This window comes from Variovorax sp. VRV01 (assembly GCF_014852545.1).
Taxonomy (GTDB): Bacteria; Pseudomonadota; Gammaproteobacteria; order Burkholderiales; family Burkholderiaceae_C; genus Variovorax; species Variovorax beijingensis_A.
In genome coordinates this window covers 90,758-111,144 of sequence record NZ_JACVBS010000009.1, presented here as the reverse complement: position 1 = coordinate 111,144, position 20,387 = coordinate 90,758, and the positions used below count along the sequence as shown (strand labels likewise).

The window sequence follows — 20,387 nt, the reverse complement described above, 5'->3', positions numbered from 1 at the left end:
CGGAAAACCATTGGAGACACGAACATGCGCACACAGGTCGCGATCATCGGCGCGGGCCCGGCAGGCCTGCTTCTCGGGCAGCTGCTTTTCAAGGCCGGCATCGACAACATCATCGTCGAGCGCCAGAGCGGCGACTACGTGCTCGGGCGCATCCGCGCCGGCGTGCTCGAACAGGTCACCATGGACCTGCTGGCGCGCGCGGGCGTCGATGCGCGCGCCAAGGCCGAAGGGCTGCCGCACGAAGGCATCGAACTGCTGTTCAAGGGCGCCCGGCACCGCATCGACATGCACGGCCTGACAGACGGCAAGCAGGTCACGGTCTACGGCCAGACCGAAGTGACGCGCGACCTGATGGAAGCGCGTTCGGCCGAGGGCCTTGCCACCATCTACAGCGCCGCCAATGTCAGCCTGCACGACTTCGATTCGCAGCGCCCGCGCGTGCGCTACGAGAAGGACGGGCAGACGCACGAGATCGAATGCGATTTCATCGCCGGCTGCGACGGCTACCATGGCGTGAGCCGCGCCAGCGTGCCGGCCGACGCCATTCAGACCTACGAGAAGATCTATCCCTTCGGCTGGCTCGGCGTGCTGGCCGAGGTGCCGCCGGTGTCGCATGAACTGATCTACGCCAACACCGAGCGCGGCTTTGCGCTGTGCAGCATGCGCAGCGCGCATCGCAGCCGCTACTACGTGCAGGTGCCGGCCGACGAGAAGGTCCAGAGCTGGAGCGACGAGGCCTTCTGGAACGAGCTGCGCGCACGGCTCGACCCCGAAGCCCGCGAGCGGCTGGTGACCGGCCCCTCGCTCGAGAAAAGCATTGCGCCGCTGCGCAGCTTCGTGGCCGAACCGATGCGCTTCGGCACACTGTTCCTGGCCGGCGACGCCGCGCACATCGTGCCGCCGACCGGCGCCAAGGGCCTCAACCTGGCAACGGCCGACGTGGGCTACCTCTCACGGGCGCTCGAGATCTTCTACGGCGAGAAATCGGCCTCCGCGCTCGACCGGTATTCCGACCTCTGCCTGCGCCGCGTCTGGAAGGCGGAACGCTTCTCATGGTGGTTCACCTCGCTGATGCACCGCTTTCCCGAAACCGGCGCCTTCGGCCAGAAGATCCAGGAAGCCGAACTCGACTACCTCGTGCATTCGCACGCGGCCTCCACCGCGCTGGCGGAGAACTACGTGGGCCTGCCGCTGGAAGACTTCTAGGCCGCTTCAAGCGTCTTTTTCATCGCCACGCCGCCCTGCGCCATCATCGGTTCGATGTAGGCGGCCAGTTCGTCGGGCAGCACGTCGGTGATCCAGACGAAGCGCGAGCGGCCTTCACCCAGCGCGAACACCTGGGCCGAGGCGTGGTGGTGGCTGGCCTTGCCGCCGGTCACGGTGTAGGCCAGCCGGCGGTTGGGCTCGTCGATGCCCACGAGCAGTTCGCGCGCCACCAGGCCGTTGGCAAAGCTGACGATGCGCGCGCCCTTGCCGTCCAGCTCGCAGCCGGTGAGAAAGCCGGGCGCAAGGCGCGTGTGCACGGCGCCGAAGTCGCGCAGCGCATCCCAGACGTGCGACGCATCGGCTTCGACGATGAATTCCTTGTAGATCGTTCCCATGGTCGTTCGCCTTCAGGGGCAGACCGCCTCACGGAAGCGCCGGCTCGCGGCAAGGTCTCTGGCTTTCAGTCCGATGTGGTCGTGCATGGCGATGGCTTTCTGCTCGATGGGTGGATCAGGCGGTCATCATCGGAGAGTGCGGCCAGGCGGTCTTGGAAAATCTTGCGGTCGCCCTTGGCAGCCTGGCGAAAGCCGCGCGGCGACACGCCGGCCGCGCGGTGGAAGGTGCGAACGAAGTTGCTCAGGTCGGCAAAGCCGACCTCGAAGGCCACGTCGGTCACGGGCCGGTCGTCGTCCACCAGCAGCCGCGCCGCGTGGCGCAGGCGCGAGCGGACCAGGTACTGGTGCGGCGTGACGCCGAGCACCTGCGAAAACAGGCGCAGGAAATGGAACGGACTCAATCCAGCTTCGGACGCCGCGGTTTCGAGGCCGATGTCGTCCTGCGAATTCGCGTCGATCCACATCGCTGCATCGACCGCACGGCGCCTGTCGCGTGCGGCGGCGGATGGCGGCGCGGGTTTGCCGCGCCCTTCCACCACCTCGACGAAACGGCTCGCGAACCACATGCCCAGCTCGTCGAGTCCCGCATCGCTGCGCCCCTCCGCCGCGGCCTGCGCAAGCTCGCCAAGCACCATCAGTTCGGGCAGCGGCGGAAGTCCTGCCGTGTGCCAGGCCCGCTGGTCGCCGCCGATCAGGTCGACGAAGCCCGGCGACAGATGGAACGCCAGGCATTCATCGCCACAGACATGGTGATCGTGGGTGCAGACGTACTCGTCGCCCGGACAGCCCACCAGCACGGACCCGGCCACCAGCTCGTAGGCGTTGCCGCGCGTGCGGTAGCCGAAGCTGCCCTTGCGTACGTACGAAACCGAATGCTCGGTGTGCATCTCGGTGAACGGCCGCGCGCCGGGCCGGGCGTCGCAGCGGTAGCTCGACACGCGGATCGCATCGGTCTGCAGTTCGGTGGTGACGAGCATGGTGCGCGAGAGCTTCGATCACCCGGCTTGAAGGTGCTCAGTCGACGGTGTGCATGGCCTGCCACACGCGCGCCGGGCTCAGCGGCATGTGCAGGTGCGGAGCGCTGGCCGCAAGGCCGTTGCGCGCGAAGGCATCGGCCACCGCGTTCACGATGGCCGGCGTGGCGCCAATGGTGCCCAGCTCGCCCACGCCCTTCACGCCCAGCGGATTGTTGGCGCACGGTGTCGACTCGTCCATTTCCATGTGGAACATGGCCTGGACGATGTCCGCGCGCGGCGCGGCGTAGTCCATGAGGCTGCCGGTGAGCGGCTGGCCGGTTTCGTTGTCGTACACCACCTGCTCGTAAAGCGCCTGGCCGATGCCCTGCACTGCACCGCCTTCGAGCTGGCCGCGAACGATCATCGGGTTGATCACGCGGCCCACGTCGTTGACCGAGCTGTAGGCCACCACGCTGATCTCGCCTGTGGGCGGATCGATTTCGATCTCGCAGACGTGGCAGCCGTTGGGCCAGGTCGGCCCGGCCACGGTGCTGGTCGAGTCGACGAAGATCTCGCGCCCGGGCTGCTTGCCCGCCAGCGCGAACAGGTCGAGTTCCAGGTCGGTGCCGGCCACGGTGAAGACGCCGCGGGTGTAGGTGATGTCGTCGATGGCGGCTTCGAACTCCTGGGCCGCGAGCGTGCGCGCCTTGTCGATGGTGCGCTCGGCGCCGATGCGAACCGCCGAGCCGCCGGTGAACAGGGAGCGCGAACCGGCGCTGCCGAAGCCGTCGCCGCGGTCGGTGTCGCCGAGCACCACGCGCACCTTCTCGATCGGCACGCCGAAGGCATCGACTGCCAGCTGCGCGAGCGAGGTGGCAATGCCCTGCCCCATGGCATTGACTGCGGAGAACACCTCGATCACGCCATCGGCCTGCACCGAGACCGTGACACGCTCCTCGAACACGTTGCCACCGGTCCATTCGAGAAAGGTGGCAATGCCCAGCCCGCGATGCTTGCCGTTCTTCGCCGACTCGGCGGCGCGGGCCTCGAAGCCCTGCCAGTCCGCCAGCGCCAGTGCCTGGTCCATCACCGACTCGAACTTGCCGGTGTCGTAGGTCTGCGCCATCGGGTTCCTGTAGGGCATCTGCTCGGGGCGGATGAAGTTGCGGCGGCGCAGCGCGACGCGGTCGATGCCAGTCTGGCGGGCGGCCTCGTCCATCAATCGCTCGATGGTGAAGATCGCCTCGGGACGGCCCGCGCCACGGTAGGCGCCGGTGGGCGCGGTGTTGGTGAGCACCGCCTTGAAATGGAAGTCGATGGTCTGGATGTCGTAGACGCTGGTCTGCACCCAGGGGCCGATCAGGAGCTGGATCGCCACGCCGGTGCCGGTGGCATAGGCGCCGACGTTGGCCAGTGTCTTGATGCGCAGCGCAAGGATCTTTCCGTCGGCGTCGAGTGCGAGTTCGGCCTTGGCTTCGATGTCGCGGCCGTGCGCGCTCGAAAGAAACTCCTCGCTGCGGTCGGCCACCCACTTCACGGGGCGCTTGACCTGCAGCGCGGCAAAGGCCACGGCGATGTCTTCGGGATAGGCGCCGGTCTTCATGCCGAAGCCGCCGCCCACGTCGCCCACCACCACGCGCACCTTTTCCTTCGCGAGCCCGATGGCGGCGCAGATCGAATCGCGCACGCCCGAAGGCATCTGGGTGCTCATGCGGATGGTCAGGCGGCCGGATTCGGCGTCGGGCGCCGCGAGCACCGAGCGCGGCTCGATGGTCAGCGCCACCACGCGCTGGTTGACCACGTCGAGCGCGACCACGTGCTTCGCCTTGGCAAAGGCGGCTGTTGCGGCGTCGCTGCTGCCATGGCGCATTTCGGCAGCGACGTTGCCGGTGGCTTCATCGCACAGCAGCGGCGCACTGTCGGCGGTGGCGCTTGCGAGGTCGACCACCATGGGAAGCGCCTCGTAGTCGACCACCACCGCCTCGGCGGCATCGCGTGCCTGCTGGACGGTTTCGGCCACCACCGCGGCCACGGCCTCGCCCACGAAGCGGGCTCTGCCATGCGCCAGGGCCAGGCGCGGGGGGCTGGCGCAGTCGCTGCCGTCGGCCCGCTTGAAGCCCACGGCGCCCGGCATCGGCTTGACGCCGGCCTCGGCCAGCTCGGCGCCGGTGATCACGCGCAGCACGCCGGGCATGGCGGCGGCGGCGGCCGTGTCGATCGACACGATGCGCGCATGCGGATAGGGCGACCGAAGAAAGACGAGATGCGTCTGGCCGGGGAGCGCAACGTCGTCGGTGTAGCGGCCTGCGCCGGACAGCAGGCTCTCGTCCTCGAGGCGGCGCACTGCCTGGCCGCTGCCGAAACGGGTGGGGATGGAATCAGTGGTCAACGTGGTCCTCTTGGGCAGGCCGGTACCGGGCAACGCTGGCCCGGCGGGTCCGCATGGAGTGCGAATGGGAAGCAGCACTATATGGGCTTCGGATAGTCTTGTGCGCTTCACGGGCGGCGCCTGTGGCGCGCGGGCTGCAATCGTTTGCCTTCCCGCTGTTTGCCTTCCCGCTGCAGGACGGGCATTTTTCCGGCCTCGGCCGAAGCGCGGGCGAAGCCGTGTATACCTACGGCCATGCAACAACTGCCCTGGCTCGAACCCGGCGACGCACTGCCCGACCCCGCCTCCGCCTGGGGCGAGCACGACCCCGTACCCGGCCTGCTCGCCGCCGGCGGCGCGCTCGACGTCGACACCCTGGTGCACGCCTACGGCCGCTGCGTGTTCCCCTGGTTCAGCGAAGACCAGCCGATTCTCTGGTGGAGCCCCGACCCCCGCATGGTGCTGCAGGTGGCCGAATTCAGGCTCCACAGGTCGCTGCGCAAGACCCTGGCCCGCTTCACGCAGACCGCCGGCTGCGAGGTGCGGATCGACCATGACTTCGCCTCGGTCATCGCGGCCTGCTCGCAATCGCCGCGCACCGGCCAATCGGGCACCTGGATCGTGCCGGACATGGTGCAGGCCTACATGGCGATGCACCGGGCCGGCCACGCGCACAGCGTGGAAACCTGGATCGACGGCAAGCTCGCGGGCGGCCTCTACTGCGTGGGGCTGGGGCGCGCGGTGTTCGGCGAATCAATGTTCACGCGCCGTCCGGACGCCTCCAAGATCGCGCTGGCCGCGCTGGTGTGCCTGTGCCGCCGCTTCCAGGTGAAGATGATCGACTGCCAGCAGAACACCTCCCATCTGGCCAGCCTGGGAGCCCGCGAAATATCGCGCAGCCGCTTCGTCGCGCACGTCGCGAGGGCCCGGGAACAACAGGGGCCACAGTGGCATTTCGAGCCCGTATACTGGGCAGAACTCCTTTCCGCGCGACCTTCCGGACCGACGTGACGCACCTCAAGGATCTTCCGCTTCACACGCTGCAGTTCTACGCGACGGCGCCCTACCCCTGCAGCTACCTGCCGGACCGCCAGGCCCGCTCGCAGGTGGCCACGCCCAGCCATCTGATCCACAACGACGCCTACTCCGACCTGGTGCTCAGCGGCTTCCGGCGCAGCGGCATGTTCACCTATCGGCCCTACTGCGACGGTTGCCGCGCCTGCATACCGCTGCGCGTGCTGGTCAACAGCTTCCACCCCAGCCGCAGCCAGCGCCGCGCCGTGAAGCAGCACCAGAACCTGCTGGCGCGCGTGCTCAAGCTGTGCTTCGTGCCAGAGCACTACAAGCTCTATCTGCGCTACCAGACCGGCCGCCACGCCGGCGGCGGCATGGACCACGACAGCATCGACCAGTACACCCAGTTCCTGCTGCAGAGCCGCGTCAACTCCAGGCTCGTCGAATTCCGCGAGGCACTGCCCGACGGCACGGCCGGCGCGCTCAAGATGGTGTCGATACTCGATGTGCTGAACGACGGCATTTCTGCGGTCTACACCTTCTACGAACCCGACAGCAGCGCAGGCTACGGCACCTACAGCGTGATGTGGCAGATCGAGCAGGCGCGCAAGCTCGGCCTGCCGCACGTCTATCTCGGCTACTGGATCGAAGGCAGCGCCAAGATGAACTACAAGGCGCGCTTTGCGCCGCACGAACTGCTGATCGACGGACGCTGGCAAGCACCATCTGATTTCACAAGGTAAAATGGCGCCCGGTCCACACCGCATCGCGCCATGAGAAAAAACCAATCCGACGTTCCTGCCGTTCCAGTCATCCAGGTGATCGAGCGCATGTTCGCGCTGATCGACGTGCTCGCCTCGCGCGAGGAGGCCATTTCGCTGAAGGAAATCAGCGAGAAGACGGGCCTGCACCCCTCCACCACCCACCGCATCCTCAACGACCTGGCGGTCGGCCGTTTTGTCGATCGGCCCGAGGCCGGCAGCTACCGGCTCGGCATGCGGCTGCTGGAACTTGGCAACCTGGTCAAGGGCCGGCTCAACGTGCGCGACGCCGCCCTGGGGCCGATGCGCGAGCTGCACAAGCTCACCCAGCAGCCCGTCAACCTCAGCATGCGCCAGGGCGACGAGATCGTCTACATCGAGCGCTCGTACAGCGAGCGTTCGGGCATGCAGGTGGTGCGCGCCATCGGCGGGCGGGCTGCCCTGCACCTGACCTCCACCGGCAAGCTGTTCCTGGCGGCCGATGATCCGCAGCGCGTGCGCAGCTACGCCACGCGAACCGGCCTGGCCGGCCACACGCGCAACAGCATCACGCAGTTGCCCGCACTCGAGCGCGAGCTATCGAAGGCGCGCCAGTACGGCATTGCGCGCGACAACGAGGAACTCGAACTGGGCGTGCGCTGCATGGCCGCCGGCATCTACGACGACCAGGGCAAACTGGTGGCGGGATTGTCGATTTCCGCACCTGCGGACCGGCTCGACGAAGGATGGCTGCCCAAGCTGCAGGCCACGGCCAACGAAATCTCGGGGGCGCTTGGCTACAAGGATGCTGGAGCAGCGGCCTCGACGGGTTCCGCGGCGGCCAGCACAAGCGGCACTTCAGGCTCCGTGGCAGGCTGACGACCCCGTCAGCGGGCCGCGCCGCGGCCCTGCTGCCTGCCAACGCGCCCTGCTCAGGGCGGCCAGCCGATCAACCGGCGACCTGGTAGGCCGACGTGCTGCGCGATGCAGCCGGCGAGCCCGTCGAAGCGTGCGTGGCCTCGACCCAGCGGCGAACGCGTTCCGCATCGGCAATGCGGCTGAACTTGCCGGCCGAATCCAGGAACACCATGATCAGCTTGCGCCCCGCCACCTTGGCCTGCATCACGAGGCACTGGCCGGCTTCGGAGATGTAGCCCGTCTTCTGCACGCCAATTTCCCAATCCGGGCTCTTCACGAGACGGTTGGTCGTGTTGAACTGCAGCACGCGGTTGCCCACCTCGACCTGGTATTCAGGCGAGGTCGACAGCGAGCGCACCGTGGCGTCGGAATAGGCGGCATTGACGAGCAGGGCGAGGTCCTGCGCGCTCGACTGGTTGCGGCTCGACAGGCCGGTGGGCTCCACGTAGCGCGTGTCCTTCATGCCGAGCATCTTTGCCTTGGCGTTCATGATGCTCACGAAGGTGGCGAGGCCGCCGGGATAGGTGCGGCCCAGTGCATGCGCCGCGCGGTTTTCGCTCGACATCAGGGCCAGGTGCAGGAGCTCGCCGCGCGACAGCGTGGTGCCGACCGTCAGGCGCGAACGGCTGCCCTTCTCGGTGTCCACGTCGTCCTGGGTGATGGTGATCAGCTCGTCGTTCGGAAGATGCGCTTCGCTGATCAGGAGGCCGGTCATCAGCTTGGTGAGCGACGCGATCGGAAGCACCGCATGGTCGTTCTTGCTGAACAGCACTTCATGCGTGTCCTGGTCGATCACGAGCGCCACGCTCGATTTCAGGTCGAGTGCGTCGTCGGTTCCGTGCAGGCCGGCCAGTTGCCCGAAGGACTGGCGTGCCGGCGTCTCGACGCGGACCACCGAACGGCGTTGCACGGCAACCACCGTCTTGCCGTTCTTCTGGCGAATGGAAGCCACCACGTTGCGGCCGCCACGGACGACCTTCTCGCTTCGATCGGCGACCTTGGCGCCACGCGGCGCCCTGGCAGAACGCTTGACTTCGACCGGCACCGGTCCTGCGGCCTTCTTGGCCACGGCGGTCTTGGCCGCGGTTGCTTTTTCCTTCTTGGCGGCCTGTGCACCGGACAGCAAAAACGCCGTGGCGCAGAGCGCGACGGCGACGAATTTGACTGCGGGCAAGAACCGCTGGCTGGAAACTCGGCGGGGGCGGGTTTCAGACATTATTAAATCTCCAGCGGCGAAAATGAGAACCGCAGTGTATCCAAATCAAAAAAGGCACGCAATATCAGTTACTTGCGACCTGTTCTTCAATCGAATAACAAGAACCGCCTGTCACCTAACCTTGTGCCGCCACTTTCTCAGCTTGGCTCTGTAACTTGTTGAGCGCACTCAAATAAGCCTTTGCCGACGCAACCACGATGTCCGGATCTGCCCCGACACCGTTGACCACCCGCCCCGCATTTTGTAACCTAATTGTAACCTCTCCTTGGCTTTCTGTCGAGCCACTTATCGCATTGACCGAGTAAAGCACCATTTCCGCGCCACTCTTGACATGCGATTCGATAGCCTTGAGAGAAGCATCAACCGGGCCATTTCCGTCGGATTCACTGGTGACTTCCTTGCCCTGAACGGTGAAGACAACCTTGGCCTGGGGACGTTCGCCGGTTTCGCTGTGCTGCGAGAGCGAGACAAAAGCAAACTGTTCGTCAACGTTCGAGTGCTCTTCCGCGCTGACCAGCGCGAGGATGTCCTCGTCGAAAATTTCGGACTTGCGGTCGGCCAGCTCCTTGAAGTGCATGAAAGCCGTGTTGATGTCGGCCTCGCTGGCCATGGTCACACCCAGTTCCTGCAACCGCTGCTTGAATGCATTGCGGCCGCTGAGCTTGCCCAGCACGATCTTGTTGGCGGCCCAGCCCACGTCTTCGGCCCGCATGATCTCGTAGGTGTCGCGGGCCTTGAGCACGCCGTCCTGGTGAATGCCCGAGGCGTGCGCGAAAGCGTTCGCGCCCACCACGGCCTTGTTGGGCTGCACCACGAAGCCGGTGGTCTGGCTCACCATGCGGCTCGCGGCCACGATGTGCCGTGTGTCGATATTGATGTCGAGGCCGAAGTAGTCCCTGCGCGTCTTGACCGCCATCACCACTTCCTCGAGCGAGCAGTTGCCCGCACGCTCGCCCAGGCCGTTGATCGTGCACTCCACCTGGCGCGCACCGCCGATCTTCACGCCCGCCAGCGAGTTGGCCACCGCCATGCCGAGGTCGTTGTGGCAGTGCACCGACCAGATCGCCTTGTCGCTGTTGGGCACGCGCTCGCGCAGCATCTTGATGAAGTTGCCATAGAGCTCGGGAATGGCGTAGCCCACGGTGTCGGGCACGTTGATGGTGGTGGCGCCCTCGTTGATCACGGTCTCCAGCACGCGGCAGAGAAAGTCGGGATCGCTGCGGTAGCCGTCCTCGGGGCTGAACTCCACGTCGGACACGAGGTTGCGCGCAAAGCGCACGGCCAGCTTCGCCTGCTCGTGCACTTCGTCGGGCGACATGCGCAGCTTCTTTTCCATGTGCAGCGGCGAGGTCGCGATGAAGGTGTGGATGCGCCCGCGCGCCGCGCCCTTGAGCGCCTCGGCCGCGCGCGCGATGTCGCGGTCGTTGGCGCGCGACAGGCCGCACACCGTCGAGTCCTTGATGGCGTTGGCAATGGCCTTGACGGCCTCGAAGTCGCCGTTCGAACTGGCTGGAAAGCCGGCTTCGATGACGTCGACCTTGAGCCGTTCGAGCTGCTTGGCGATGCGCATCTTCTCGTCGCGCGTCATCGAAGCGCCCGGCGACTGCTCGCCGTCGCGCAAGGTGGTGTCGAAAATAATGAGTTGGTCGGTCATCGTGGATCTCCTTGGTTCATTTACACCTTGCGCGTACGGCGGGGGACGGCGTCAGGCGAGCTCAGCCACCGATTGTGCGCTGTGCGCGCCGCGGGTCCGCGCGCGCTGCACGCCCGAGACGATGGCCTTCAGCGAAGCGGAGATCACGTTCGCGTCGATGCCCACGCCGAACAGCGTCTGGGCCTCGTCCACGCGCAGTTCGAGGTACGCCACCGACTTGGCATCGGCGCCCGCGCCGATGGCGTGCTGGTGGTAGTCCATCACGCGCACGGAATGGCCGGTGGCCTTGCTCAGCGCCTGCGTGAAGGCGTCGATCGGCCCGTTGCCGCGGCCTTCGATGGAGCGGATCTCGCCGTCCCAGGGCAGGTCGCCGCGCAGCACCACCGAGGCGATGGCGCCCTCGCCTTCTTCCTCGATCACGCGGTGCTGCAGCGAATGCGCGGCCTCAAGGCCGTATTCGCGCACGAACAGTTCCCAGAGGTCGGCGGCGGTGAGTTCCTTGCCGGCCACGTCCATCACGCGCTGCACGGTCTGCATGAACTCCATCTGCAGGCGGCGCGGCATCTCGAGACCGTACTCGCTCTCGAGCAGGTAGGCCATGCCGCCCTTGCCCGACTGACTGTTGACGCGGATCACGGCCTCGTAGCTGCGGCCCACGTCCTTCGGGTCAATGGGCAGGTAGGGCATGTCCCAGATATCGCCGTCCTTGCGTGCCGCGAAGGCCTTCTTGATCGCGTCCTGGTGCGAGCCGGAGAACGAGGTGTAGACGAGGTCGCCCACATACGGGTGGCGCGGATGCACCGGGATCTGGTTGCAGTGCTCGACCGTCGCGCGGATCTCGTCGATGTTCGAGAAGTCGAGTTCGGGCGAAACGCCCTGGGTGTAGAGGTTGAGCGCGACGTTCACGAGGTCGAGATTGCCGGTGCGCTCGCCGTTGCCGAACAGGCAGCCCTCGATGCGCTCGGCGCCTGCCATCAGCGCCAGTTCGCCGGCCGCCGTGCCGGTGCCGCGGTCGTTGTGCGGGTGCACGCACAGCACGATCGAATCGCGGCGCGCGAGGTTGCGGTGCATCCACTCGATCATGTCGGCAAAGATGTTCGGCGTGGAATGCTCGACCGTGGTGGGCAGGTTGACGATGCACTTGCGCTGCGGCGTCGGCGCCCAGACTTCCGTCACCGCGTCGACCACGCGCTTGGAGAACACGACATCCGTGCCCGAGAACATTTCGGGCGAATACTGGAAGGTCCACTGCGTGCCCGGCTGCTTGGCGGCGAATTCGTTGAACATGCGCGCATGGCTGCTCGCGAGTTCGACGATCTGGTCTTCATCCATGCCGAGCACCACGCGGCGCATCACCGGCGCCACGGCGTTGTAGAGGTGGACGATGGCGCGCGGCGCGCCCTGCAGCGATTCGAAGGTGCGCGCAATGAGGTGGTCGCGCGCCTGCGTCAGCACCTGGATCGTCACGTCGTCGGGAATGCGGTCTTCCTCGATCAGCTTGCGCACGAAATCGAATTCGATCTGCGAGGCGGAGGGAAAGCCGACCTCGATTTCCTTGAAGCCGATGGCCACGAGCGTCTCGAACATCCGCATCTTGCGGGCGATGTCCATCGGCTCGACCAGCGCCTGATTGCCATCGCGCAGGTCGGTCGACAGCCAGATCGGGGCCTTGGTCAGCACGGCATCGGGCCAGGTGCGGTCCTTGAGGCCGATCGGGGCGAATGCGCGGTATTTGGCTTGGGGTTGCTTCAGCATGTCGATTTCTCTGTGATGGTTGGAATCAACCAGCAACCCCAAAGACAAACGGCCCGTTGCTGGTGCGAACGGGCCGTGGTGAGGGATTTGCGCGTGCGCTACCGTCTCCGCCCGTGAGGGAGGGCTAGTAGGGCCAGCAGCGAAATCTTGGTCATGAGGGTTGTGAATGTAGCACAAGCCGGCTTCAGTTATGCAAGCCCCGCTCGTCGGGCTCTTCGGTCGAAGTGCTGATCACGCTCGCCTGCTGCCCCTTGGCCTTGCGCCAGGCGTAGACCACATAGCCGCTCAGGCCATAGGCCACGAACAGGCCGAAGAGCACCGTGGGCGGATGGATATTGATGACCGCGATGCCGAGCGCGATGAGCACGATCACCACGAAAGGCACGCTCTTCTTCATCTGGACGTCCTTGAAGCTGTAGAACGGCGCATTGGTGACCATCGAAAGCCCGGCATAAAGCGTGAACGCGAAGGTGATCCACGTGATCTGCGTCCAGGAGAGATACAGCACCTCGCCGCCGCGCTTGCCCCACTCGGTCATGAGCCAGATGAAGCCGGCCACCAATGCGGCCGCGGCCGGCGACGGCAGCCCCTGGAACCAGCGCTTGTCGACCACGCCGGTATTGACGTTGAAGCGCGCCAGCCGCAGCGCCGCGCAGGCGCAGTAGACGAAGGCCGCAATCCAGCCCCATCGGCCCAGGCCCTTGAGCGACCATTCGTAGGCGATGAGCGCAGGAGCGGCGCCGAACGACACCATGTCGGACAGCGAATCCATCTGCTCGCCGAACGCGCTCTGCGTGTTGGTCATGCGGGCCACCCGGCCGTCCAGGCTGTCGAGGATCATTGCAGCGAAGACGCCGAGCGCCGCAAGATCGAAGCGCGCATTCATCGCCATCACGACCGAATAGAAACCGCCGAACAGCGCGGCGAGCGTGAACAGGTTCGGCAGTATGTAGATGCCCTTGCGGCGCTTGCGCGGCGGCACTTCGTCGGGAACCGTGTCGTCATGCATTGAATTTGCCTCCGTCCCTCGTGGGCACTGCGCGAACAGCCATCCATCCGATAGCTTCTTGATCTGTAAATCGCATGGGTTCGCAGTGTAGTTCAGGGGGATGGTTCGCCCCCTCATGAAAAAAGGCCACCCCGTCGGGTGGCCCTCGGAAAACGGGTGCCGCGGCACCCGCTTCATTGGCGGATCAGTTGCGGGTCTGGTCGACCAGCTTGTTCTTCTTGATCCACGGCATCATCGCGCGCAGCTTCTCGCCGACGACTTCGATCTGGTGCTCGGAGTTCAGGCGGCGGCGGCTGATCAGCGTGGGGGCGCCGGCAGCGTTTTCCAGCACGAAGCTCTTGGCGTATTCGCCGGTCTGGATGTCCTTGAGCACTTGCTTCATGACCTTCTTGGTCTCTTCGGTCACGATGCGTGGGCCGGTGACGTACTCGCCGTACTCGGCGTTGTTCGAGATCGAGTAGTTCATGTTGGCGATGCCGCCTTCATAGATCAGGTCGACGATCAGCTTGAGCTCGTGCAGGCATTCGAAGTACGCCATTTCGGGCGCATAGCCGGCTTCCACCAGCGTCTCGAAACCGGCCTTGATCAGCTCGACCGTGCCGCCGCACAGAACCGCTTGTTCGCCGAACAGGTCGGTCTCGGTTTCTTCGCGGAAGTTGGTCTCGATGATGCCGGCCTTGCCGCCGCCGTTGGCGGTGGCGTAGCTCAGCGCGAGGTCACGCGCCTTGCCGGTCTTGTCCTGGTGCACGGCCACGAGGTGGGGCACGCCGCCGCCTTGGGTGTAGGTGCTGCGCACCGTGTGGCCGGGGGCCTTGGGAGCGACCATCCACACGTCGAGGTCGGCGCGCGGCTGAACGAAGCCGTAGTGCACATTGAAGCCGTGCGCGAAGACCAGCGAAGCGCCTTCCTTGATGTTCGGTGCGACGTCGTTCTTGTAGACGTTGGCGATCTGCTCGTCGGGCAGCAGGATCATGACCACGTCGGCGGCCTTCACGGCGTCGGCCACTTCGGCGACCTTGAGGCCGGCCTTCTCGACCTTGGGCCACGAAGCGCCGCCCTTGCGCAGGCCGACCACGACCTTGACGCCGCTGTCGTTCAGGTTCTGCGCATGCGCATGGCCTTGCGAGCCGTAACCGATGATTGCGACCGTCTTGCCCTTGATGAGGCTGAGGTCGGCGTCCTTGTCGTAGTAAACCTTCATGATGCGTCTTTCCTATTTAATCTCTGGCACCCCCTGCGCGGAGGTGCGTTCACTCACAGTTGGCCGGAGGGATTCCGGTCCTTCATTTGCTGGTTGATGGACACGAGGTTGTCGTGAATGCGGAACAGCAGGATCAGCAATTCGCTGTAGACGCGAACCATGATCGCGCCAAAAATCAAGATGGCGAAGCCGGAAAGAATGCCTCTGAAGCCGCCGCTGAAGAGCGCGCCCACGCCGGAAATCAATACCACCAGCAACCCCAGGAAATACAGTATCCGGATGACGATCGGGGTGACCATCTTCTCGAAGCCCAGCAAGTCTTGCATTACCTTCTCCTCGTGCATTGGTTTAGAACAGTGGAACTGAGGGGATCTTCACCCCCCCCTACACGCGCAGGATGCGCTCGCCGCGCCCGATGCCGCTGGCACCGGTGCGGACAGTCTCGAGGATAGCGCTACGGTCGATCGCTTCCAGGAAAGCGTCGTTCTTGCCGTGGTCGCCGGTGAGTTCGATGGTGTAGCTCTTGTCCGTGACGTCGATGATGCGGCCGCGGAAGATCTCGGCCATGCGCATCATTTCCTCGCGCTCCTTGCCGACTGCGCGCACCTTCACCATCATGAGTTCGCGCTCCGTGTACGCGCCTTCGGTCAGGTCGACGACCTTCACCACTTCGATCAGCCGGTTCAGATGCTTGGTGATCTGCTCGATCACGTCGTCCGAGCCGGCCGTGACGATCGTCATGCGCGAGAGGCTCGCGTCCTCGGTCGGTGCGACGGTCAGCGATTCGATGTTGTAGCCGCGGGCCGAGAACAGGCCCACCACGCGGGAAAGAGCACCCGGCTCGTTTTCCAGCAGCACTGCGATGATGTGTTTCATGTTTGCGTGACTCCTCTTTTCGCCTGCGCGGAAGCTTTCGCTTTCGCCGCCCTCCCCCGCGCACGGTAATGCGCGGGCTCGGCGGGCAATAGATTCGTCAGTAAAGAGTTGAGCGAATGTTCCGCGGATCAGAGATCTTCGGAACCCAGCAGCATTTCGGTGATGCCCATGCCGGCCTTGACCATCGGGAACACGTTCTCGGTGGGGTCGGTGCGGAAATCCATGAACACCGTGCGGTCCTTGAGCTTGCGTGCTTCGCGCAGCGCCGGCTCCACGTCCTGCGGGCGCTCGATCAGCATGCCGACGTGCCCGTAGGCCTCGGCCAGCTTCACGAAGTTGGGCAGCGCATCCATGTAGCTGTGGCTGTAGCGGCCGGAGTATTCGATCTCCTGCCACTGGCGCACCATGCCCAGGTAGCGGTTGTTGAGCGAGCAGATCTTGATCGGCGTGTTGTACTGCAGGCAGGTGGAGAGTTCCTGGATGCACATCTGCACCGAGCCTTCGCCGGTGATGGTGAACACTTCCGAATCGGGCTTCGCGAGCTTGATGCCCATGGCATACGGAATGCCCACGCCCATGGTGCCCAGGCCGCCCGAATTGATCCAGCGGCGCGGCTCGTCGAAGCGGTAGTACTGCGCGGCCCACATCTGGTGCTGGCCCACGTCCGACGTGATGTACGCGTCGGCGTCCTTGGTCATGTTCCAGAGGGTTTCGACCACGTACTGCGGCTTGATCACGTCCTTGTTGCCGCGGTCGTACTTGAGGCAGTCGCGCGAGCGCCAGGCCTCGATGGTCTTCCACCAGTCGGCCAATGCGCCGGCGTCGGGCTTGGTGGTGCTCTCGCGGATCATCGAGATCAGCTCGGTGAGCACGTCCTTCACGTCGCCGACGATCGGGATGTCGACCTTCACGCGCTTGGAGATGCTCGACGGATCGATGTCGACGTGGATGATCTTGCGTTCGTTCGTCGCGAAGTGCTTGGGGTTGCCGATCACGCGGTCGTCGAAGCGCGCGCCCACGGCCAGCAGCACGTCGCAGTTCTGCATCGCGTTGTTGGCTTCGATGGTGCCGTGCATGCCCAGCATGCCCAGGAACTTGCGGTCACTCGCCGGGTAGGCGCCCAGGCCCATCAGCGTATTGGTGACCGGGTAGCCGAGCATGTCGACCAGCGTGCGCAATTCGTTGCAGGCGTTGCCCAGCAGCACGCCGCCGCCCGTATAGATGTAGGGGCGCTTGGCGTTCAGCAGCAGTTGCAGCGCCTTGCGGATCTGGCCGCCGTGGCCCTTGCGCACCGGGTTGTACGAGCGCATCTCGACCTTGTCGGGATAGCCGGCGTAGGCCACCTTCTTGAAGGAAACGTCCTTGGGCACGTCCACCACCACCGGGCCGGGCCGGCCGCTGCGTGCGATGTGGAAGGCCTTTTTCATCGTCATGGCCAGATCCTTCGGGTCCTTGACGAGGAAGTTGTGCTTCACGATGGGGCGGGTGATGCCCACGGTGTCGCATTCCTGGAAGGCATCCAGGCCGATGGCGGCGGTGGGTACCTGGCCCGAGATGATCACCATCGGGATCGAGTCCATGTACGCCGTGGCGATGCCGGTGACGGCATTGGTGAGGCCAGGGCCCGAGGTAACCAGCGCCACGCCGACCTCGCCGGTGGCGCGCGCATAGCCGTCGGCCGCGTGGACGGCTGCCTGCTCGTGGCGTACCAGCACGTGCTGGATGGTGTCCTGCTTGTAGAACGCGTCGTAGATGTACAGAACCGCGCCGCCGGGGTAGCCCCAGATGTATTGGACGCCTTCGGCCTGCAGTGCCTTGACCAGCACTTCAGCGCCCATGAGTTCTTGCGTTGGGTTGCCGGCGCCAGAGGACGCGGCGGCCGCGGAAGCGAGTTCCGCCTTCGAGATTTCCATGATCAACCTTTGGAGTTTTTTCGGGAACGAAAAACCTTGGGTGCCCCTTGCCAGCCCTTGTGGGGCCGCGCCAGGACTTGAGGCCAAAGCCATGGGCGGACTGATGTTCCGCCGGACCTTGACCCGTTTGCCTTTTGACTTGCAGCGCGGATTATGACATTGATGGGCCCGCCGCCGCGCAAAAATCCCCGTGAAAAGGCACGGGGGCATAATCCGCGGCAGAAAAACACAAGCGCTTCCCGACATCCCCATTTCCCATGCGGCGTCCGCGGCGCCCCCTCTCGCTTGGCCACTGAACAAGAACTTTCCGACTTTCTGAAGAGCGTCGAACGGCGCGCTTTCAAGCGCTCGGTCTACCACGTGCGGGACGAGGAGGCGGCGCTCGACATCGTGCAGGACAGCATGATGAAGCTGGCGCAGCACTACGGCGACAAGCCGCCGGAAGAGCTGCCGATGCTGTTCCAGCGCATTCTTTCGAATTGCACGCTCGACTGGTTCCGCCGGCAGAAGACCCGCCGCGCCCTGTTCTCCAACCTTGGTGACTTCGAATCTGCCGGCGACGACGGCGATTTCGATCTGCTGGAGAACTTCGTCTCGCCAACCGACTCCAGAGAAACGGAGAGTGCCGAGGACACGACCCGCCGCGCCCAGATCTTCCATGAGATCGAAGAACAGATCGCGGCTTTGCCTGGTCGTCAACGCGAGGCTTTCCTGATGCGTTACTGGGAAGAAATGGATGTGGCGGAGACGGCCGCTGCAATGGGCTGCTCCGAAGGCAGCGTCAAAACCCATTGTTCGCGGGCCGTGCACGCCCTGAGCAAGGCGCTCAAAGCCAAGGGAATTTCGCTATGAACACTAAGGTTCCAACCTCTTCTTTTGCTGCCGAGGATCAATTCGGCCAGCGCGTCGCTGCGCGGCTGTCCGACGGCAGCCAGGAGCTGCCGCACGACATCGGCGAGCGGCTGCGGGTGGCGCGCGCGCAAGCCGTCGCCATGCGCAAGCAGGCGCCCCAGTTGCGGTCGGCTTCGGTGGTCATGCAGTCCGGGCATGTGGCAACGATGGGCGGTGGCTGGTGGACCCGCATCGGTTCGGTGGTGCCCCTGATTGCGCTGGTTGCAGGGCTGATCACCATCAGCGTGATGCAGGACGAGGACCGCGCCAGCGAACTGGCCGAAGTCGATTCCGCCCTGCTGACGGACGATCTTCCCCCGGCCGCCTACACCGACCCTGGTTTTGCCCAGTTTCTCAAGGCTGATGGCGCTTCCGACTGAGCCATCTTTCTGTTGAACGAATGCGACGCCCTCCCGTTTCCCGCACCGATACGCCTCGCCCGCTGCGCCCGCCCACGTCGGGCGCTGTCATTTGGGCGGGCGTCCTTGCCGCTGCGTTGTTCGGCCTGACGCTCGCCGACGCCCAGACGCATTCGGAGCCCAAATCCGCCGGCAGCGGCGCGCAGGCGGCGTCGCCGTCTTCGGCCTCGAAAACCGCCCCGGCCACCAAGCCCTACTGGAGCGAACTCACCGCGGAGCAGCAGCAGGCGCTGCGGCCGCTCGCGTCGCATTGGCACGCCCTGAATCCGGGCCACAAGCGCAAATGGCTGGCACTGTCACGCAACTACGCGAACATGTCGGCTGATGACCAAAGCACCCTGCACAGCCGAATGATCGAATGGGCGGCCCTGAGCAATCAGCAGCGGGCCCAGGCGCGCCTGAACTTCGCCGAGGTGAAGCGTGTCCCTGCCGACGAACGCAAGGCCAAGTGGGAGCAGTACCAGGCCTTGAGCGAGGACGAAAAGCGCCGACTGGCGGCTCGCGCCCCCGCCAAGCCGCGCGGCGCTGCCATTCCGGTGCGCCCCGTGCCCGCCCAGAAGCTCGTGACGGTGCCGGCCGTGACGCCGGCCGGGCAGCACACGCCGCGCATCATGCTGGCCCCGCCCGCCTCGCCGGCGGCGGCGCCTTCCGCGGCCATCATGGTGGCCTCGCCGCCGGAGCGCGTTCCGCCCGTGGTGTCCACGCCCTCCCCGTCGGGCGCATCCGGTGCGCCCGCCGCAACCTCCGCCTTGCAGCCGATTCCGGCCGAAGCGCAAGTGCCCATGCCTTCGGCTGCGGTGCAGGTTTCGCCGCCAGCATCCGCTTCCAATGCCGCGGGCCGTGCCGTCGAGCAGGCCACGCCCCCCTGATTCCCAAGGCTTCGATGGCTTCAAATTCTTCCGGCATACCGGAATCGAATCCCTCCTCTCCGCTCGCAGACAATCCCCCCAGCGCTCCTCTTCTGATAGTGCCCGGCCTGTGGCGGCGCATGGCTTGCTGGCTCTATGAGGGCATGCTGCTGTTCGCGGTGGTGTTCGTAGCAGGCTGGCTGTTCAGCACGCTCGGCCAGATGCGGGACGCCATGGATTCCCGCCGGCACCTGCTCCAGGCCTTCCTGTTCGTGGTGTTCGGCGTCTATTTCGTCTGGTTCTGGACCCGGGGCCAGACGCTGGCCATGAAGACCTGGAACATCCGCATCGTCGATGTGCACGGGCGCCCCATCACCCAGGCCCGGGCGCTCGCGCGCTACCTGCTCAGCTGGATCTGGTTTTTGCCGCCGCTGGCCGCCATCGCGCCTTTCAAGCTTTCGGGGGGAGAATCCACGGTGCTGATCTTCGGATGGGTCGCCGTCTGGGCATTGCTGGCGCGCTTTCACCCCGAGCGCCAGTTCTGGCACGACGCCTGGGCCGGTACGCGGCTCATAACCTCCAAGCCGATGAGCCGCCGATGAGTGCCCTGCCCAAGCTGCCCGACCCCGCCGTGAACCCGCAAAAGGCCCGCAAGGGCCTGGAGCGCGTATGGCATGCCACCCTGATCTCGCTGCACGGCCTTCGCGCGGGCTGGAGTGAGCCGGCGTTCCGCCAGGAAGCCATCATGGCCATCGTGATGATCCCGACGGCCTTCTGGCTCGGCCGCAGCTGGGTCGAAGTGGCCCTGCTCGCCGGCAGTGCCATCCTCGTGATGATCGTCGAGCTGCTCAATACCGCGGTCGAAGCCGCCATCGACCGCATCGGGCCCGAATGGCACGACCTCTCCAAGCGCGCCAAGGACATGGGCAGCGCCGCCGTGCTGCTGTCGCTCACCCTGTGCGGCGGCATCTGGCTGGCGGCGCTGTGGCATCGCTTCGCGTCATGAAG

The 20,387-nt window shown here is 65.4% G+C and carries 20 protein-coding genes; 9 read left to right on the top strand and 11 right to left on the bottom strand.

All coding sequences use genetic code 11. From position 1 onward, the window contains the following. Positions 1 to 24: 24 nt before the first annotated feature. On the top strand, positions 25 to 1,206 hold the full coding sequence (gene pobA, locus IB278_RS17515) for a 4-hydroxybenzoate 3-monooxygenase (RefSeq protein WP_145743668.1): 1,182 nt from the start codon (positions 25 to 27) through the stop codon (positions 1,204 to 1,206). On the opposite strand, the gene IB278_RS17510 is transcribed toward pobA, so the two are convergent. The 3 genes from IB278_RS17510 to IB278_RS17500 form a co-directional block, all read right to left on the bottom strand. After that, the gene (locus tag IB278_RS17510) at positions 1,203 to 1,601 is read right to left on the bottom strand and encodes an SRPBCC family protein (protein ID WP_192324533.1); all 399 of its coding nucleotides are present in this window, start codon (positions 1,599 to 1,601) and stop codon (positions 1,203 to 1,205) included. The genes pobA and IB278_RS17510 overlap by 4 nt on opposite strands. A 65-nt stretch (positions 1,602 to 1,666) precedes the next feature. Beyond that, positions 1,667 to 2,578 carry a helix-turn-helix transcriptional regulator gene (locus tag IB278_RS17505; protein ID WP_192324531.1) on the bottom strand — a complete coding sequence of 304 codons (912 nt, stop codon included), beginning with the start codon at positions 2,576 to 2,578 and terminating at the stop codon, positions 1,667 to 1,669. A 37-nt stretch (positions 2,579 to 2,615) separates the two neighbouring features. After that, on the bottom strand, positions 2,616 to 4,946 hold the full coding sequence (locus IB278_RS17500; protein WP_145743662.1) for a xanthine dehydrogenase family protein molybdopterin-binding subunit: 2,331 nt from the start codon (positions 4,944 to 4,946) through the stop codon (positions 2,616 to 2,618). A gap of 234 nt (positions 4,947 to 5,180) precedes the next feature. On the opposite strand from IB278_RS17500, the gene aat reads away from it, so the two are divergent. The 3 genes from aat to IB278_RS17485 are packed head-to-tail and all read left to right on the top strand — an operon-like array spanning position 5,181 to position 7,558. After that, a complete protein-coding gene (gene aat / locus IB278_RS17495; protein ID WP_145743660.1) occupies positions 5,181 to 5,936 on the top strand; it encodes a leucyl/phenylalanyl-tRNA--protein transferase in 756 nt (251 codons plus the stop codon). After that, positions 5,933 to 6,682 (top strand): arginyltransferase, encoded by a 750-nt coding sequence (locus IB278_RS17490; protein WP_192324529.1) that lies wholly within the window; start codon positions 5,933 to 5,935, stop codon positions 6,680 to 6,682. The genes aat and IB278_RS17490 overlap by 4 nt, the downstream gene beginning before the upstream one ends. Before the next feature lie 30 nt (positions 6,683 to 6,712). After that, positions 6,713 to 7,558, top strand: a complete 846-nt coding sequence (locus tag IB278_RS17485; protein WP_145743656.1) for an IclR family transcriptional regulator — start codon at positions 6,713 to 6,715, stop codon at positions 7,556 to 7,558. A gap of 70 nt (positions 7,559 to 7,628) precedes the next feature. On the opposite strand, the gene IB278_RS17480 is transcribed toward IB278_RS17485, so the two are convergent. The 8 genes from IB278_RS17480 to IB278_RS17445 all read right to left on the bottom strand — a co-directional run bounded on the left by IB278_RS17480 (position 7,629) and on the right by IB278_RS17445 (position 17,221). Next, positions 7,629 to 8,813, bottom strand: a complete 1,185-nt coding sequence (locus IB278_RS17480) for a serine hydrolase (protein ID WP_192324527.1) — start codon at positions 8,811 to 8,813, stop codon at positions 7,629 to 7,631. A gap of 115 nt (positions 8,814 to 8,928) precedes the next feature. Further along, the gene (locus IB278_RS17475; protein ID WP_145743652.1) at positions 8,929 to 10,467 is read right to left on the bottom strand and encodes a 2-isopropylmalate synthase; all 1,539 of its coding nucleotides are present in this window, start codon (positions 10,465 to 10,467) and stop codon (positions 8,929 to 8,931) included. Positions 10,468 to 10,518: 51 nt separating this feature from the next. After that, a complete protein-coding gene (leuA, locus tag IB278_RS17470) occupies positions 10,519 to 12,222 on the bottom strand; it encodes a 2-isopropylmalate synthase (protein WP_192324525.1) in 1,704 nt (567 codons plus the stop codon). 184 nt (positions 12,223 to 12,406) lie between these two features. Then, the gene (gene pssA / locus IB278_RS17465) at positions 12,407 to 13,231 is read right to left on the bottom strand and encodes a CDP-diacylglycerol--serine O-phosphatidyltransferase (protein WP_021007106.1); all 825 of its coding nucleotides are present in this window, start codon (positions 13,229 to 13,231) and stop codon (positions 12,407 to 12,409) included. 184 nt (positions 13,232 to 13,415) lie between these two features. Further along, on the bottom strand, positions 13,416 to 14,432 hold the full coding sequence (ilvC, locus tag IB278_RS17460; protein ID WP_093019123.1) for a ketol-acid reductoisomerase: 1,017 nt from the start codon (positions 14,430 to 14,432) through the stop codon (positions 13,416 to 13,418). Between the two features lie 53 nt (positions 14,433 to 14,485). Further along, a complete protein-coding gene (locus IB278_RS17455) occupies positions 14,486 to 14,758 on the bottom strand; it encodes a DUF4282 domain-containing protein (RefSeq protein WP_145743648.1) in 273 nt (90 codons plus the stop codon). 58 nt (positions 14,759 to 14,816) lie between these two features. Then, the gene (gene ilvN, locus IB278_RS17450; protein WP_012747479.1) at positions 14,817 to 15,308 is read right to left on the bottom strand and encodes an acetolactate synthase small subunit; all 492 of its coding nucleotides are present in this window, start codon (positions 15,306 to 15,308) and stop codon (positions 14,817 to 14,819) included. 128 nt (positions 15,309 to 15,436) lie between these two features. Next, positions 15,437 to 17,221 carry an acetolactate synthase 3 catalytic subunit gene (locus IB278_RS17445; RefSeq protein ID WP_145743647.1) on the bottom strand — a complete coding sequence of 595 codons (1,785 nt, stop codon included), beginning with the start codon at positions 17,219 to 17,221 and terminating at the stop codon, positions 15,437 to 15,439. Positions 17,222 to 17,506: 285 nt separating this feature from the next. On the opposite strand from IB278_RS17445, the gene IB278_RS17440 reads away from it, so the two are divergent. From IB278_RS17440 to IB278_RS17420, 5 genes are all read left to right on the top strand, one after another. Continuing rightward, positions 17,507 to 18,073 carry an RNA polymerase sigma factor gene (locus IB278_RS17440; protein WP_012747477.1) on the top strand — a complete coding sequence of 189 codons (567 nt, stop codon included), beginning with the start codon at positions 17,507 to 17,509 and terminating at the stop codon, positions 18,071 to 18,073. Next, positions 18,070 to 18,492: a DUF3619 family protein gene (locus tag IB278_RS17435; protein ID WP_192324523.1), complete on the top strand. Its 423-nt coding sequence runs from the start codon at positions 18,070 to 18,072 to the stop codon at positions 18,490 to 18,492. Before IB278_RS17440 ends, IB278_RS17435 begins: the two co-directional genes overlap by 4 nt. Before the next feature lie 20 nt (positions 18,493 to 18,512). Beyond that, complete coding sequence (locus IB278_RS17430) at positions 18,513 to 19,400, top strand: DUF3106 domain-containing protein (protein WP_145743643.1); 888 nt, start codon at positions 18,513 to 18,515, stop codon at positions 19,398 to 19,400. 119 nt (positions 19,401 to 19,519) lie between these two features. Further along, complete coding sequence (locus IB278_RS17425) at positions 19,520 to 19,981, top strand: RDD family protein (RefSeq protein ID WP_370878947.1); 462 nt, start codon at positions 19,520 to 19,522, stop codon at positions 19,979 to 19,981. Further along, positions 19,978 to 20,385 (top strand): diacylglycerol kinase, encoded by a 408-nt coding sequence (locus IB278_RS17420; protein WP_145743639.1) that lies wholly within the window; start codon positions 19,978 to 19,980, stop codon positions 20,383 to 20,385. Before IB278_RS17425 ends, IB278_RS17420 begins: the two co-directional genes overlap by 4 nt. The last annotated feature ends 2 nt before the right edge of the window (positions 20,386 to 20,387 follow it).